This window comes from Helicobacter sp. (genome assembly GCF_014799995.1).
Lineage (GTDB): Bacteria > Campylobacterota > Campylobacteria > Campylobacterales > Helicobacteraceae > Helicobacter_D.
Window position 1 is genome coordinate 14,765 of sequence record NZ_JAAVGY010000013.1, and the last position, 15,101, is coordinate 29,865.

Here is a 15,101-nt window from a genome sequence, read left to right on the forward strand (position 1 = left end):
AATCCCCAAAACAAGACAAGCAGTGCAGAGCATTTGGGGAGTAGGAATCTTGCGATAAGTCAAATTAACTAGAAGTAAGGACTGAAATATGTTTTATTTTGATGTGATTATTGTAGGGGCTGGCGTTGCAGGATTGTATGCGTCATTGAATCTACCCAAAAATCTAAAAGTCTTGATTCTCTGTAAGGAGCAACCTTGGGAGTGCAATACCTTTTATGCACAAGGTGGAATCGCAGTTGCAAAAGATGTGAATGACATTCCGCTACACGTCAAGGATACACTCAATGCAGGTGCTGGAATGTGTGATGAAAAGGCGGTAAAAACCCTAAGCGAAGAGAGTTTGGAGGTATTAGAAGATTTGATTGCGCGTCAAACTCCTTTTGATAGAGACGCGCAGGGAAATCTGCTTTTTACCAAAGAAGCCGCCCATAGCACTTCGCGTATCATTCACGCAGGAGGCGATTGCACAGGGAGGGCATTACATTCGCATTTGATTGCACAGATTTCGCATACATTATGGAAAAACGCCACCGTTACAGAATTGTTGATTGAGGGGAATCATTGCTATGGAGTGAGCGTTTTAACCAAGAGAGGGAATTATAACCTTTACGCTAAGCACGTAATTCTAGCTAGTGGAGGAGTGGGGGCACTTTTTGAATACCATACCAATGCTTATACAATTTCTAGTGAATTGCACGGAATGATTTTGGAAAATGGCTTGAAATTGAAAGATATGGAAATGTTGCAATTCCACCCCACCGTGTTTGTGAAAACTCCGCACGCGCGTAAAATGCTTTTGAGTGAGGCTTTGCGAGGAGAGGGGGCGAGGATTGTAGATTTTTTTGGGAATCGCTTTTTGTTTGATTATGATTCTAATGGAGAGTTAGCTCCTCGTGATAAAGTAGCGCGTAGCATTTTTGACTATAAGATGAAATTAGAAGAAAAGAATCCCCAAGCCCCGCAAGAGCAAAAAGAAGTTTATTTGGATTTGAGCCCATTTTCTAAAGAGTTTTTTTATGAACGTTTTCCCAATATTGCACGCAATCTAAGTGCGCTTGGATACGAATTACCAAAGGACAGAATCCCCATTTCTCCTGCCTTTCATTATTGTATGGGAGGGATAGAAACAGACGATGTTGGCAGAGTTGTGGGTATGCAGAATCTCTATGCAATGGGAGAATGCGCCTGCACAGGAGTGCATGGAGCAAATCGTTTAGCCTCTAATTCTTTGTTAGAGGGATTGGTGTTTTCAAGACGCAGTGCAAAAGAGATTTTGGGAAGTTATGGAGTGGGGCAAAATACAATTCAAGATTCTAAATTGCGGGAATTTCCTTTGCATTCTCAAGTCTTGCAAAAGGAACAAGACGAAAACTTAAAGGCGATTTTGCGTCATTTAATGTGGCATAAAGTGGGTATCATTCGTAGAAAGTCTGGCTTGAATGAAGCCTTGGGCGGAGTGGAAGTAATGCTTCAAAGTGGTGTAGGGAGACTTTTGCGTTTGCGCTTATTAACAGCTAAAAATATCATAGAATCTGCTTTGAAACGAGATTTCTCCGTAGGCGCACATTATATTGAATAAGTTTGCTCTGCTGTTTTTATCAATGCAAAGAAAATCGTAAGTGCGAGGGTTTGCCTCAAAACAATCCATAATCTTGCAAAAAGTAAATTTTACAATGAAATCTTTAAGGCGAGATTCTAAATGATAGATTGCCACGATTTCTTACAAAATCTCGCAATGACACAGTGGCAAATGCTCTTTTCATCATTGCGAGGCAAAGCTAAAGTAATCTATAACCTTAATATAGAATGGAATCTTTCAATGTCGTTTGCGACATTTGTAGGCAATTTTCATCAAAAATATTATAAAATAGCTTTTAAACACTAAACTATTTGGATAAAAATGAAAAAATATTCCTTTGGAATTTTGCTTTGTGCGACTTGTGATTCTGCCTTTGTGATTGGTTCAATGATAGCCAATATCAAGGCAAAATGCGGTGAGATGATTGATATTTTTTATTTAATCCACGATGGATTTAAGCAAAGTGATAAGGAAGCTTTGCAAAGAATCGCAGGAACAAGTGCGGTAAAATTCCAGACTTTTACCAAAGAGGATTTCATCTCGAATCTTAATGCTTTCGCCAAAACCCCGCTTGATTTGAAAAACAACAAGTTCTTAGGACGTTGGACGCATATGGTTTATGCGTGTTTTGAGGGTTTTAGATTTTTAGATGAATGCGAATGTGTGGTGTATTTGGATTTTGATATTTTATTGCTTCAAGAGATTACGCATTTAAAGGATTTGAGGAAGCAAGGCTATGTGCTAGCTGCTAGAAAGGGGAAAACAAGTATAGCCAATACAATGCCAGCTTATCAAGGAAAATTTCAAAACACCAATGTTTTTCAAACCCCCATCATTGTCTTTAATGATACTTTGAAGAATCCCCAAGAATGCTATGATTTTATCTATCAAATCAGCGCGCAAAATCCGCTTAACATTAATGACCAAGGCACTTTTTCACTGCTTACTCTTGAGAAAAATTTAAGAATCAAAGACTTGGGCAATCGTTATGTCGGTAGCGTGCTATGGCGCAAGAATCAAAACCCTATCTTAATCCACGCCTATGGCTCAAAGAATCGCTTTTGGAATAATCGGCTTTGCAATCAGATTTGGCAAGAATGGAATCACTGTTACCAACAATGGCTAGAAGCAGGGGGAAGTCAGAATCCGAAGGGATTTGTCGCAAATACAACTTATGGTTACGAGAGGATTCGCTACCATCTCTCCTATAAGCTTGGCTATGCAATCATTGAACATTATAAAAGTTTTTGGGGACGCTTGAAATTGCCTTTTATTTTAGCCTCCATTACCCTAAAGCACAGGCAAGAAGCAAGATTCTATGCACAAATCGTCTTAACCAAGCCACATTTAAAATTACCTCCTTTAGAATCCTATGATGATTACCAAAGTGCGATTAAAGAAAAGCAAACCTTTTCCTATCGTCTAGGAGCGGCACTTATTAAAGCCTGCAAAACAATCCATAAGGGCGGATTATCAAAATTCTTCAATGAAGTAAAAACACTGCAAAAAGAAGCGCGGCAGTTTTCTGTTAAAAATTAAGCTAAGATTGTTTTAGGATTTTGCTTGCGTTTAGGGGTATTTGTCAGTTTAAGCATTGTTTGTTATTGCCTCTGTGTAGGGGTAAGATTCTATTATCCTTTCATCTTGAGTGCCTATCCGCAATATTTCTATAATGAAGCACTTCTGCTCAATACACACGATGGTTATTTCTACGCGCAAGGTGCGAAGCATCTACTCTTCATTGCACAAGAATTTTATTCAAATTTCACTTGGGAATTGTGGCAAAATCCCCAAAAGTTTTTTACGATTCTAAACTCTCCTAACCTATCCCAAACTTCTCCCAAATCTGCTAATGAGATTCTCTCTATACTCACTGCATTTTTGGCTTTTTGCTTGCCCTTTAACCTAGAGCAAATTCTTCACCTTATGCCCGGAATCTTTGGCAGCTTAGTTGTGTTTCCCGTAATGGCTTTAATGCGAAGCTTTGGAGTGATTCCTTGCGCCTTAAGTGGCATTTTGAGCGGCATTAGCGTGAGTTATTATAACCGCACGCTCTTTGGCTATTATGACACAGATATGCTCGTGATTGTCTTGGGTTTGAGCGTAGGAGTGATGATTCTGCGCACTTGGCAAACACAACGCACACGAGACTATGCTATTTTACTCGTTTTAAGTACTTTGGCACTTGGATATTATGCGAATTTGCGTTATGTTCTGCTAGGATATATTTTGATTTTATGCTCCTTTTTCCTAAAAGACTTGTGGGGCAAATCACACAAAGAATCCCAAATACAATGGATTCTTTTGGGCTTGCTTTGGACGCTAACTTTAGAGATTTTTTTGCCGAAACTCACTTTTGCTTGGATATTTTTAGGATTCTTTTTGGGCTTAGGTTTGAAATCTTTATGCCAATATTGCAAGCCAAAGGCTTTATTCATACTCTTTTTCTTGGGCAATCTTGGATTCTTATTGTGGAAATTATTGCCCAATATGTTCTCTAGTGATTATTTAGGCTATTTTTTAGCTTCTGATACTCAAGGCGAGAATTTTCATTATTTAAATGTCCTAGATTCTATTGCAGAGGTTTCAAGCATTGGCTTTGATGAATTTGCCTATCGTGTGAGTGGTGGAATCGTCTGGTTCATACTAGGTACTTTGGGTTATGTTTGGCTTATTTTGGCGTATAAGAGATTCTTAATCTTTTTGCCATTCTTGGCTTTGGGTTGTTTTTCTCTTGTGCAAGGCTTACGCTTTAGCTTTTATGCTACGTCAATCTTTGCCATTGGACTTGGATTTTTACTCTACCAAACGCAAGAGGCTTTAAGGTATTTCAAATATGCAATTCTTAAAAAGATTTTGATTTTTGGAATCGTATTTTTAGCGATTCTGCCCCATTTATGGCATATTAAGAATTATATTATCGCCCCTATTTTAGAGGCAAGTGAAGCAGAGATTCTCCGCGCCATTGATACCAAAAGCGGTGATTTTGCATTAGCTTGGTGGGATTATGGTTACTATATTACCTACTTTAGCGGCTTAAAGACTTTCATTGATGGTGGAATACATTCTGGAAAACAAAATTTTCCTATTAGCCTAGTGCTAAGTTCTAAAGAGGAGAAAATCAGTTACAATGTCGCCAAAATGCTTTTAAATGCAGAATCCTTAGAGGATTATTTAAGGCAAAATGGGATAGAGGAAGGACTAAAAAACCTAAAAACACAAAGGAATTTTGCCAAGACACAAAAGAATCTTTATATTATTTTGCCTTTTCGTATGCTTGAAATTTTTCCAAATATTATGCGTTTCTCTTCTGTGGATTTAAACAATGGCAAAGTGCCAAAGCTTGATTTCTTTGCTTTATCTATCAGCGAAAATAACGAAAGGATAAGTTTCAAAAACGGAATCTATTTCAACAAAATCACGGGTAAAGTCTCTGCACAAGATTTTCAAATCACCATTCAAAAAAGCATAGACTTAAAACACAATCTTACGCAAGATTTTGACGCTACAAGCGCGCTTATTGCGATATTTTTGCCCAATGGCAAAACACTACTTTGCGCAGAATCGTATTTGGAAAGCTTTTATTTTAAAGGTTTATTCTTTGAAAATTTAGATTCTAATTTATTCCAAAAAGTGCTAAAAAATGACACAATTACAATTTATAAACTCTTATAATTCAAGAAAGGAAAGATATGGAACTTACGCATTTAGATGAACGACAAAATCCCAAAATGGTAGATGTTTCGCCCAAAGATTCTACCCATAGAGTCGCTCTTGCAAGGGGGAAAATTTCAATGAGCGCAGAGGCTTTTAGTGCAATCAAAGAGCAAAGAGTCAAAAAGGGCGCAGTTTTGCAAACCGCTATTGTCGCGGCTATTATGGGGGCAAAACGCACTTCAGAGTTGATTCCAATGTGTCATCCGCTTTTCTTAACAAGCGTCCAATGTGAGATAGAAGAAATCGCGAGTGAAAATGCCTTTATTTTGGAAGTGTGTGCCAAATCTTATGGGCAAACAGGCGTAGAAATGGAAGCTTTGATGGGTGTTAATATTGGCTTATTGACAATTTACGATATGGTTAAAGCTATTGACAAAACAATGGTTTTAAGCGAGATTTATTTAATGGAAAAGAGCGGAGGAAAAAGTGGGCATTTCGTGCGCTAAATGAATCTTATCAGATAAAATTATTCAGATTTGTAAATTAAAATGCTTTCCAAAATTTTGTAAAACAAAAAACGATTTTTATTTCATTTTGTTAAATTTGCAACTTCAATACAAATTTTCACAATGGAATCCTTAAAGATTCCTTGTGAAATGAGGTTAATGGAGAAAAGTGATTACGCTTTCTTTTCGCTTACGATTTCTACGATATTGTCTCCCACCATTACCGCAATTTTTGCCATAAACTCTTCAGGACTTGTAAATCCAACGCATGAGCAGTTGATTTCGCCTAAAATATAGCGGTCTGCACCTTTTTCGTCTGTGTCTAGGATAAAGTCTGCTGTCCAAATAAGCGGTAAGTCATAGTTGCCTAGTTTGCTTTTGATTTGTGGAAGTTGTCCTAAGAACCAATCTACCAATGTTTGCCAATCTTTTGGCTCATCGTAGCGATATTTTGCCCCGCTAAAGAGAGTTGCACTAAACGCATCACCACCTTCTGCTGGTTTTTTATGCACAACATACACAGGAGTTTTATAAAGCATAAGGATTCTAATCTCACCCTCTTTAATACGTGGCAAGAAAGTCATATCTACGAGCATACCATTATCGCCCACTAAATAATGCTCACAAAAATCCATAAACTCGCCTAATTTTCGCTCTTCTGTGTGATTATCCTTTGCTTCTGTGCAGATGATTTTAGTATCTAGCGGGAGAGATTCTACTTTATTATAATCACTGCTAGATTCTAGTCTTACGCGCCAAATCCCCTCACCTGTGGAACCACGATTTTGCTTTAAAACCCTTTCACCTTTTGCTAGAGTTTTAGGAAAAGTTTTCTTAAAATCGTGTTTGTCGCTGAAAGTTACTCCGATTCTTTTTGCTTCTGCTGGGTCATAATACGCATAAGTATCACTAGGAACTAAAGGAGTGTCGGCTAATTTTGTCAAAGCATCTTTTGCTCCATAACCAATCATTGCGTCAGGGTGGGGCATACCTACCAATCCATCGGCACAAAGTTTGCGCAAAACATCAAAATAGAGTTTTTCTTCTTTTAAGTTTCCGGGATTGACGCGAGAAACATAACCATCGGCACTTTCACGCACTTTTTTATAGATTTCCTCTCGTTTGGCAGAATCACGCAATGCCTCATCGGTGAGTTGCACTACTTCCGCATCCCAACCTTTTGCTTTTAGGGCATTTACCATTGGCATAGTGTCTTTTCTATGTCCATCTGCACCTTTATCACTACCGCCAACTGCTTCAAAAAAGACAATATTCTTTTTCATACTTTCCTCCAAAAATAAATTATGATTTAGAAGAATATCAAAATAAGTCTTAAACTTATTATCCTTAAGAGCACCCTCCGAGTGATTTCATTTGTGAGTGTTACTAAATTATACAAAATTTGCCTAAAGTTTAACCTTTAGAATTATATTAAGGTTATTTCTTGCTCAAGAGATTTAAAAGTTTTTTGGGATATAATTTCGCCATTAAATTAATCTAATTTTAAGAAATTTTCTTGGATTTTTATTTGGCTTAAAATTTTCTAATTAAGGAATCCAATGCCTGCTGGGATAGAATCTCAACTTCATAGTCTTTTGCTAGTCGCTATCACCATTCTTGCGGTGTTAAATCCTTTTGGCAATCTCCCTCAATTTATTTCTATGACAGACGATTTAGACACAACAACGCGTCAAAGCCTCTTTCGCAATATTCTTTATGTCGCTTTTATGATTGTGATTCTGTTTTTACTCACAGGTCCTTTTATTATGAAATTTCTTTTCAAAATAGAATTGAATCATCTGCGCATTGCGGGAGGATTCCTTTTGATTTTGGTTAGCCTTAAGGGATTATTATTGCCTACACACAAAGATGCGCAACACCACGAGGGTTTAAGCAAGACAGAATTACTCAACCAAAGCATCGTTCCAATGGCGTTTCCTATGCTTGTAGGTCCAGGAACGCTTTCTACGGTCGTTGTATTATCCGAAGAAGAGGGTCTCATTCTCACGATTGTCGCTATCATCACTGCTTTTGCCTTTATGCTTGGACTTTTTCATTTTTCCGCTAGTATTGAGCGCATATTGGGCAAACTTGCATTACACGTACTTTCTCGTATTGCACTTGTATTTATTATGGCAGTGGGGGGTTAAGATGATTATTATCGGCTTAAAGGCTATGTTTTAGGCAATGGAATCCAATGAACTTTTTTCTGCTCTTTTTAGCGCATTAAATGCTAAAAATGCCCAAGAAAAATGTGTCTTAACGCAAGAAATTTGGCAAAATTTCCAAAATTTCACCCTAGAGCATAACCAAATCATTTTGCCCATAAATTCCCCGACTTTTGCACACTTTTGCTCTATCGTGCCACCCTCTAAAGTCCCACAAGGCAAATACCTAAAAACAGACTTAAATGTCGCGCATTTATTGCATTCTGTCGCACACATTGAATTTTCAGCAATTGATTTAGCCCTAGATTGTGCCTATCGCTTTCGGGGATTGCCTCTAAACTTTTATTATGATTGGGTGGAAGTGGCAAACGAAGAGGTTAAACATTTCTTAGCACTCCAATCACTTTTAGAGACTTTAGGATTCCATTATGGAGATTTTGGCGTGCATACTTTGCTATTTGATTCTATGAAAAATTGTAATGTGCTTTTAGACAGAATCGCTCTGATTCCGCGCGGAATGGAAGCCGTTGGCTTAGATGTCAATCCCTTTTTATGTGCAAAAGTTCAGGCAAGCCACCATTCCATTAAAAAAGAGCTTTTGAATACTTTAGAGATGATTCTAAGAGATGAGATTTCACACGTTTTCAAAGGTAGCGTATGGTTTGCTTATGTGTGCGAACAAGAAAAAATCGCACCTCAAGAGAGAGCCTCAAAATACTTTGAAATTCTTAAAAATTATCATTTTTCTTTTCCAAAAGCCAATACGCAATTCAATATCCACGCAAGATTACAAGCAGGATTCAGCCAAGAAGAATTAAAAATGCTAGAAAATGAGATTTTTCTCTCGCAAAATCCCAAATAAAGAGATTAAGATTCCTTGTGCGTTACCCTTTCGTTATTGCGAGATTCTGTAAGAAATCACGGCAATCTATCATTTAGAATCTCGCTTTAGATTTCATTGCAAAATTTACTTTTTGCTAGATTATGGATTGCTGCGTCATTACACTCTTCGCAATGACGCGGTGGTTGGCTTGTCGTCATTGCGAGAAAATTTGAAAAATTTTCGTGGCAATCTATAATCCCACACAAAGCAAGCTACGATATTTTAGAAATCCTACTATTTCATTTTGTAACAGAATCACAAGCAAAAAAACCTAAGCAGATTTTAAAACTATCTTCCTATAATACAGACCCAACTCAAACAAAATTCTATTGACAAGGAAATCTAATGAATATCTTAATCACGGGTGCGTCTTCAGGATTTGGACGCGCCATTGCAGAAGAATTTGGGACAAAAGGACACAAAGTCATCGCACTTGCAAGGCGCAAAGAAGCATTAGAATCCCTTGCGCGCAAGATTCCATACTGCATTCCTCTCCCTTGCGATATTTGTGATAGAATCTCTTTGCAAAAGGCGATAGAATCTCTCCCCCAAGAGTTTAAAACGATTGATGTCCTAGTCAATAATGCAGGGCTTGCACTCGGCTTAGAAAGTGCCGATAAATGCAACTTTGAAGATTGGGAAAGAATGATTGAAGTTAATATTAAAGCCCTTACCTACCTCACGCGTCTAATACTACCCCAAATGGTAGAACGCAAGAGTGGGCATATTATCACGATTGGCTCTATTGCAGGACGTTATCCTTATCCCGGTGGCAATGTTTATGGTGCAAGCAAGGCATTCGTGCGGCAATTTGCTTTGGGTTTGCGTGCGGATTTGAGTGGTACAAATGTGCGAGTAAGCGACATTGAACCCGGACTTGCTGGAGGAAGTGAATTTTCACTCGTGCGATTCAAAGGTGATAAACAAAAGGCTGACGCGCTCTACAAAGGAGCAAACGCCCTCACTCCACAAGACATTGCCCAAGCGGTCTATTGGGTGGCTACCTTGCCACAACATATCAATGTCAATACATTAGAAATTATGCCAACAAGTCAAAGTTTCGCAGCATTAAATGTATATAAAGAAACTTCTTGTTAGCCTCTATTAATTCGCAAGAATCCCTTGCGGATTAAACGAGCAAATTACTTCTTATAATCTCTGCAAAGACGAAAATCTTTCACTAACAGCAAGAAATTTTGATTTTTAAGCAGATTCTTTTACTTAGCGTTATAAACTTTTATTTTAAAACCTCTAAAGGAATCGTATGCAATGGAATCGTTTTGACACGCGTTGGACGCTCTCACTCTTTGGCACAGCAGTAGGAGCTGGTATTTTGTTTTTACCCATTCGTGCAGGGACAGGAGGATTTTATCCTGTGGTGTTGATGACACTTCTTATTTTCCCTATGGTGTGGCTCTCGCACCGCGCACTTAGTCGTTTTGTCAATGAATCCCAAAGCATAGAACACGACATCACACACGCGGCAGAGGAATATTGGGGACGCGGGATTAGTTTCTTTATCACATTCTTGTATTTTTTCGCTATCTATCCTATCTGCCTCGCTTATGGAGTTGGAATCACAAATACTTTCGCAAGCTTTTTTATTCATCAGCTTAACCTCACAAGCCTTTATGATGCAGAGACAATGACACTTTACCCCCTAGTGCGTGCAGGGCTTGCCTTTGTGCTTGTCAGCGCAATGATGGGAGTAATGGTGCTCAAAGAAGAAACGATTACCAAAGCCTGCAATGCACTTGTATATCCCTTGTGCGCGGTGCTTTTTATATTTTCTCTTTATCTGATTCCTTATTGGAAGCTAGAATCTCTACAAAAAATACCGAGTTTGGAGGAGCTTATCCAAGTGATTTGGCTTACTCTGCCTGTGCTCGTCTTCGCCTTTAACCATTCTCCTGCGATTTCAACCTTTACCCTTAGCGTGCGCAAGACTTATGGCGACACTTCACAAGCAAAGGCAAATCAGATTCTTTTCCGCACAGCCATTTTATTGCTTGTCTTTGTAATGTTTTTTGTCTTTTCTTGTATTTTATGCCTTAGCGCAGAAGACTTCACAAAAGCAAGAGAGGCAAACATTCCGATTCTTTCTTATTTTGCCAATCAATTCCAAACTCCAATCATCGCTTTAGGTGCGCCACTTGTGGCATTTTTAGCGATTGTAAGTTCGTTCTTTGGGCATTATTTTGGCGCATTTGAAGGTTTGAATGGAATCGTTAGAAAAGCCATTAAACTAAGCGGCAACGAAACCCCAAATATCCGTAATATCAAGATTTTTAGCACCTTGTTTATGTATGTAACGATTATTCTTGTCGCCTATCTTAATCCTAGCATTTTAGGATTCATTGAGGATTTGGGTGGTCCAATCATCGCTGCAATCTTATTTCTAATGCCAATCCTTGCAATTTGGCGTGTAGAGAAACTTAAAAAATACAAAAACCCTTTATTAGATGGATTTGTATTTATTACAGGATTCCTAACCATTACAAGTGTGATTTATAAGTTTTTTCTATGATTTCGGATTGCCACTGCGTCCTTGCAAAGCCTTTGTGAAAGGGTTGTAATCTATCATTTAAAGATTTCATTACAAAATTTGCTTTTTGCTAGATTATGGATTGTTTTGGCTTTGCCTTGCAAGGACGCGGTAGAAAATGTCATTGCGAGCAAGTTTATAAAACTTGCGTAGTAATCCATAGCTTAGAAATGCAAAAACTTTTACATTGGATTCTTAATTACCACGCGTGATAAATCAGGCTCGTAAGGACAGAACGTGCAAGAATAGAAAAAGCTATTTGCGCAGACAAAAAGTAATTTGCTTATAATGTTCTTTGATTTCGGATTCCTTTTCACGTTCATCAGGCGGAATTTGTTCTATAATCTCTTTTGCTCTAATGCAGTCTTTTAACTTGAAATAGCCCCAAGCAAGAGAATCTAAGTAGTAAGTATTTTGTGGTTCTTTATCTAGGGCTAATTGCACATATTTCATTCCCTCATTAATGCGCCCAGAGTCCTTAAAATCGTGTTCAATCATTAAATATCCTAGATAATTCCAATACAATGCATCATCTAGGCTTTGAGCGGAAATCTTTAAATCGTGTTCAATTTCTGCTAATTTAGCGCGTGGATAGGATTTCAAGCCCTCATAACTCATCATTGCGTAGTATGCGAGATAATTCAAGTCTTGCGTATTTTCATAGAGTAGTTTGGCTTGTTTGAGACTATTTGGGTAGTCTTTTTGTAAGCGATAAATTTCTAATAAGATTTCATCGTGTGCATCAATTTTGGGATTCTTGAGCAAAAATGCTTTGGCTAGATCTAGCCGTTTGAGCCTGAAATAAAATTCCAATGCAATTTTGGCATAATTTTGATCGCCTAGAGATTCATAAAGATTGGTATAAACACGAGCAGCTTCTAAATGGTTTTTGGATTCTGTGTAGAGGAGTGCGAGCTTCTCGCCAATGAGTTTAGAGATTCCGTGTGTTTTGATATGTGTTTCATAGAGCGTGATTGTTTTTTGTGGCTGTTTCAAAAAAAGCAGGTAAATTGCACCCAATCTATCCAATATCATTTCATCTTGTGTGAGTGCGTAAGCGCGACTTAAAGTTTGAATGGCATTGGCGAAATCTTCGCGCAAGAAATAAACAGAGGAAAGCGTTTCGTAATTTTGCGCACTTTTGTTGAGAGAGATTAGAATCTTTGCTTCTTTGAGTGCTGTATCTAAGTCTTTAGAGCCCGTGAGAATCCCTACCAACGCCCCGCGCACTTCTTCATCTTTGGGATATTTTGTTAGATATTCGTAAGCTTTTATTTTGGCGTTTTCAAAGTCTTGTTGCGCAACTAGAATCCCTAAAATTTCTTTAAGATAATTTTTATCCGGGTGGATTGCATAGGCTTTCATAAAGGATTCTTTAGCACTCTGCAAGTCTTGAATGTCTAATGCTGCATAACCTTGCATAATGTAAATATCCTCTTGATTCTCCGGAAAACTTGCGCGTGCAAAAGGCAATTTAAAGTCATTTCTCAAGCAACCCATAAGCCCAATTAATACAATCAAGGCAATACCGCTAAAACTTATAAAAAATTTATTTTCTAACCACACCAATACATTCCTTTAATAAATCTGTCCAATCTTCTTTGTAGCAATCCCAAAAAGGAAATTTTACACATTGTGTCGGACGTTTTTGATAGATTTGGCACATACCGTTTTTGAAAAAAATGCAAGAATATGCGCCATTGGTTTCTAAAACTTCGCACAAAGAATAACGATAGCCGACTTTTTTGACGAAATTTTGACAAAATTTATCAAAATCAAAGCCTAGAAACTCTGCGATTCCTTGTATTTCCTTTGGAGTTACAAAGATATAGCCCCGCTCTCCTGTGCAGCATTTACCTCCACATTCGGCGCATTTGCTTGCGTCAAAACGAAAGGGGAAATTAGAATCTTCTAGCATTTGATACTCCAAGTGTTTGCGCGCTTGTAAATTGCAAGCACTTCTTGTGTGAAATCTAAACCGATATGCACGATGAGTGGAGGTAGAATCTCACATTGACTTTTAGAATTTTTTTTAGAACGACACAATACCAAAGTTGCGCTTTTATCTACCTTTGGATAAACAAAACGTAAGCAAATTGGACGCATTTTGTGGAAATTTAACACATTTAGGAGATGAAAGATTGCCTTTGCGTCATAGCAAAAGATAAATTCTCCTTGTGGTTTGAGTAGGGAATTGACCTTGCAAACAAAATCTAAAAAGGGCAGATTCTGTGCATAGCGCGCACTAAAAATATCAGCATTTTGAGATTTCATCACGCCATCGTGATAAAAGGGTGGATTGCTTAAAATCATATCAAATTGCATTGTGGAATCTGTATTGCGTGGTTTAGTTTCTTGTGCAATTTGGCAAGGGTTGGCGAAGTCGTATTCTAAAAAGTCTGCGCAGATCAAGTGTGCTTTTGTCCGGTTAATGCGTAGGTTGTGCGCGCAGAGTTCTGCCATTTTGGGATTCTTTTCTATCATTGTGAGTTGGCAAGCAGAATCTCGTGCGCACAACAATCCTAAGATTCCGCAACCCGCACCAACTTCTAGGATATGGTAGCGGTGTTTTAAAAAGGGAAGTGCGAAATCATACAAAAATAATGTGTCGCTGTTGTAGCAATAGCCATTTTTGGGTTGATAGATTTGCATTTAAGTCTCGGGTAATGCGTTGATTTCTAGCGCAAATTTTATTTTGGATTGCGGATTTTGAATCTGTAAAAGGATAGAATCTTCCTTGACCTGATAGTGTAATAGGGAGTTTCCTCGCTTAATTATTTGGGTAAAACCGCTAGAATTTGTTTGTTTGTTTTGTCCAAAAAAGATTTCCTCGCCTAAAAGGATAGCCCTGAAATCCAAATCATCAAAAGTATCCTCTCCCAATAAGCGTCTGCTAAAGGATTCTTTGGCATAGCAAGTTTGATTGAGGCAAACTTTGTGTTTGTAGCATTCCATTTGTAGTAGTAGAGTGCCTGCATTGAAAATTTCTAGGGTTGTGTGATTGGGATAAGTCTTAATCAATCCTAAATCATAGAATCTAAAATCTTTTGTGGAGAAAAAAATTGTTTTGGAAACAGAATTTTGTATCTTTTGGGGCGTTTTGGCGCACCCCAAAACCACAAATAAGGCTAAGCAGGAGAATGCTAGCCTTAGAATTGTTCGCCTGTTAAGATACGATACCATCGTTTTCCATCAAGTTTGAGTTCCATACTAACTTGGCAAAGTCCGTCTTTATATACGGTTTCCACGATTTCTGCATTGCGAATCACTGCCAATACTTTTGTTTTCACGGTTGAGTTTTTAAGCACCATATCACGCACGGTGTCTTGTGCATTGACGCGGATTCCATACATTTTTTCACCGATTTGGCGGTAAGCATCTACGATTGCTGCGCGTTTTGCTAGAGCTAGAGCTTGTGCTGGAGAAAGTGTGGTTTCTGGCGCGACACCCATACCAATTGCGCTAATTTCAATGATACTTGAGGGAGTGATGATAGGAGCGTTTGGAATCACAATATCATCTCCGCCTACTTCAATGCCTTGCAAACCTGAAGGGTAATTAGAGTTTCTGCCGTGTGAGCTTGCATAAGGGTTGCTAGGCTGGTTATTTGTGCTTGCAATGACTTGATTGCCTGCGCTACCGATTGGGCTAATGGTTTCACTGCTAGATACAGAATTAATTTGCTGTGCTGCAAATAAACTACTTGCTAAAAGCGTTCCCGCTAAAACTAATGAAATTGATGTTTTTCTTGTCATTTCAATCC

General features: G+C 38.2%; 14 protein-coding genes and 1 pseudogene. 9 read left to right on the forward strand and 6 right to left on the reverse strand.

Features of this window, described 5'->3' with window-relative positions; all coding sequences use genetic code 11:
- Positions 1–88: 88 nt before the first annotated feature.
- The 5 genes from HDT10_RS02610 (at position 89) to moaC (ending at position 5,742) form a co-directional block, all read left to right on the forward strand.
- Entirely contained in the window at positions 89–1,579 is a 1,491-nt protein-coding gene (locus HDT10_RS02610; protein ID WP_290879651.1) for an FAD-binding protein, read from the forward strand.
- Positions 1,580–1,699: 120 nt separating this feature from the next.
- On the forward strand, positions 1,700–1,885 hold the full coding sequence (locus HDT10_RS02615; protein WP_290879653.1) for a hypothetical protein: 186 nt from the start codon (positions 1,700–1,702) through the stop codon (positions 1,883–1,885).
- Between the two features lie 15 nt (positions 1,886–1,900).
- Entirely contained in the window at positions 1,901–3,118 is a 1,218-nt protein-coding gene (locus tag HDT10_RS02620) for a glycosyltransferase (protein WP_290879656.1), read from the forward strand.
- 24 nt (positions 3,119–3,142) lie between these two features.
- Positions 3,143–5,254: an STT3 domain-containing protein gene (locus HDT10_RS02625; RefSeq protein WP_290879658.1), complete on the forward strand. Its 2,112-nt coding sequence runs from the start codon at positions 3,143–3,145 to the stop codon at positions 5,252–5,254.
- Between the two features lie 17 nt (positions 5,255–5,271).
- Positions 5,272–5,742 (forward strand): cyclic pyranopterin monophosphate synthase MoaC, encoded by a 471-nt coding sequence (moaC, locus tag HDT10_RS02630; protein ID WP_290879661.1) that lies wholly within the window; start codon positions 5,272–5,274, stop codon positions 5,740–5,742.
- Between the two features lie 173 nt (positions 5,743–5,915).
- Here the strand turns inward: moaC and HDT10_RS02635 are convergent, their stop codons facing one another.
- Positions 5,916–7,025 carry a Cj0069 family protein gene (locus HDT10_RS02635; RefSeq protein ID WP_290879664.1) on the reverse strand — a complete coding sequence of 370 codons (1,110 nt, stop codon included), beginning with the start codon at positions 7,023–7,025 and terminating at the stop codon, positions 5,916–5,918.
- Positions 7,026–7,301: 276 nt separating this feature from the next.
- Between HDT10_RS02635 and HDT10_RS02640 the strand changes: the two are divergent.
- The 4 genes and pseudogenes from HDT10_RS02640 to HDT10_RS02655 all read left to right on the forward strand — a co-directional run bounded on the left by HDT10_RS02640 (position 7,302) and on the right by HDT10_RS02655 (position 11,320).
- Positions 7,302–7,926 (forward strand): annotated as a pseudogene (locus HDT10_RS02640) (MarC family protein).
- A gap of 3 nt (positions 7,927–7,929) precedes the next feature.
- Complete coding sequence (locus HDT10_RS02645; protein ID WP_290879666.1) at positions 7,930–8,772, forward strand: ferritin-like domain-containing protein; 843 nt, start codon at positions 7,930–7,932, stop codon at positions 8,770–8,772.
- A gap of 366 nt (positions 8,773–9,138) precedes the next feature.
- The gene (locus HDT10_RS02650; RefSeq protein ID WP_290879668.1) at positions 9,139–9,891 is read left to right on the forward strand and encodes an SDR family oxidoreductase; all 753 of its coding nucleotides are present in this window, start codon (positions 9,139–9,141) and stop codon (positions 9,889–9,891) included.
- 166 nt (positions 9,892–10,057) lie between these two features.
- Positions 10,058–11,320 carry an aromatic amino acid transport family protein gene (locus HDT10_RS02655; RefSeq protein ID WP_290879670.1) on the forward strand — a complete coding sequence of 421 codons (1,263 nt, stop codon included), beginning with the start codon at positions 10,058–10,060 and terminating at the stop codon, positions 11,318–11,320.
- A 273-nt stretch (positions 11,321–11,593) separates the two neighbouring features.
- Here the strand turns inward: HDT10_RS02655 and HDT10_RS02660 are convergent, their stop codons facing one another.
- Genes HDT10_RS02660 through HDT10_RS02680 form a run of 5 tightly spaced genes read right to left on the reverse strand, consistent with a single transcriptional unit; the run spans position 11,594 to position 15,093 of the window.
- Positions 11,594–12,904, reverse strand: coding sequence for a hypothetical protein (locus tag HDT10_RS02660; RefSeq protein ID WP_290879672.1), 1,311 nt, complete (start codon positions 12,902–12,904; stop codon positions 11,594–11,596).
- Complete coding sequence (locus HDT10_RS02665) at positions 12,888–13,256, reverse strand: YkgJ family cysteine cluster protein (RefSeq protein ID WP_290879674.1); 369 nt, start codon at positions 13,254–13,256, stop codon at positions 12,888–12,890. The genes HDT10_RS02660 and HDT10_RS02665 overlap by 17 nt, the downstream gene beginning before the upstream one ends.
- Positions 13,250–13,990, reverse strand: coding sequence for a methyltransferase (locus HDT10_RS02670; RefSeq protein ID WP_290879676.1), 741 nt, complete (start codon positions 13,988–13,990; stop codon positions 13,250–13,252). Before HDT10_RS02670 ends, HDT10_RS02665 begins: the two co-directional genes overlap by 7 nt.
- On the reverse strand, positions 13,991–14,458 hold the full coding sequence (locus HDT10_RS02675) for a hypothetical protein (RefSeq protein ID WP_290879678.1): 468 nt from the start codon (positions 14,456–14,458) through the stop codon (positions 13,991–13,993). It abuts the gene before it with no gap.
- 29 nt (positions 14,459–14,487) lie between these two features.
- On the reverse strand, positions 14,488–15,093 hold the full coding sequence (locus HDT10_RS02680) for a hypothetical protein (protein ID WP_290879680.1): 606 nt from the start codon (positions 15,091–15,093) through the stop codon (positions 14,488–14,490).
- Between the last annotated feature and the right edge of the window lie 8 nt (positions 15,094–15,101).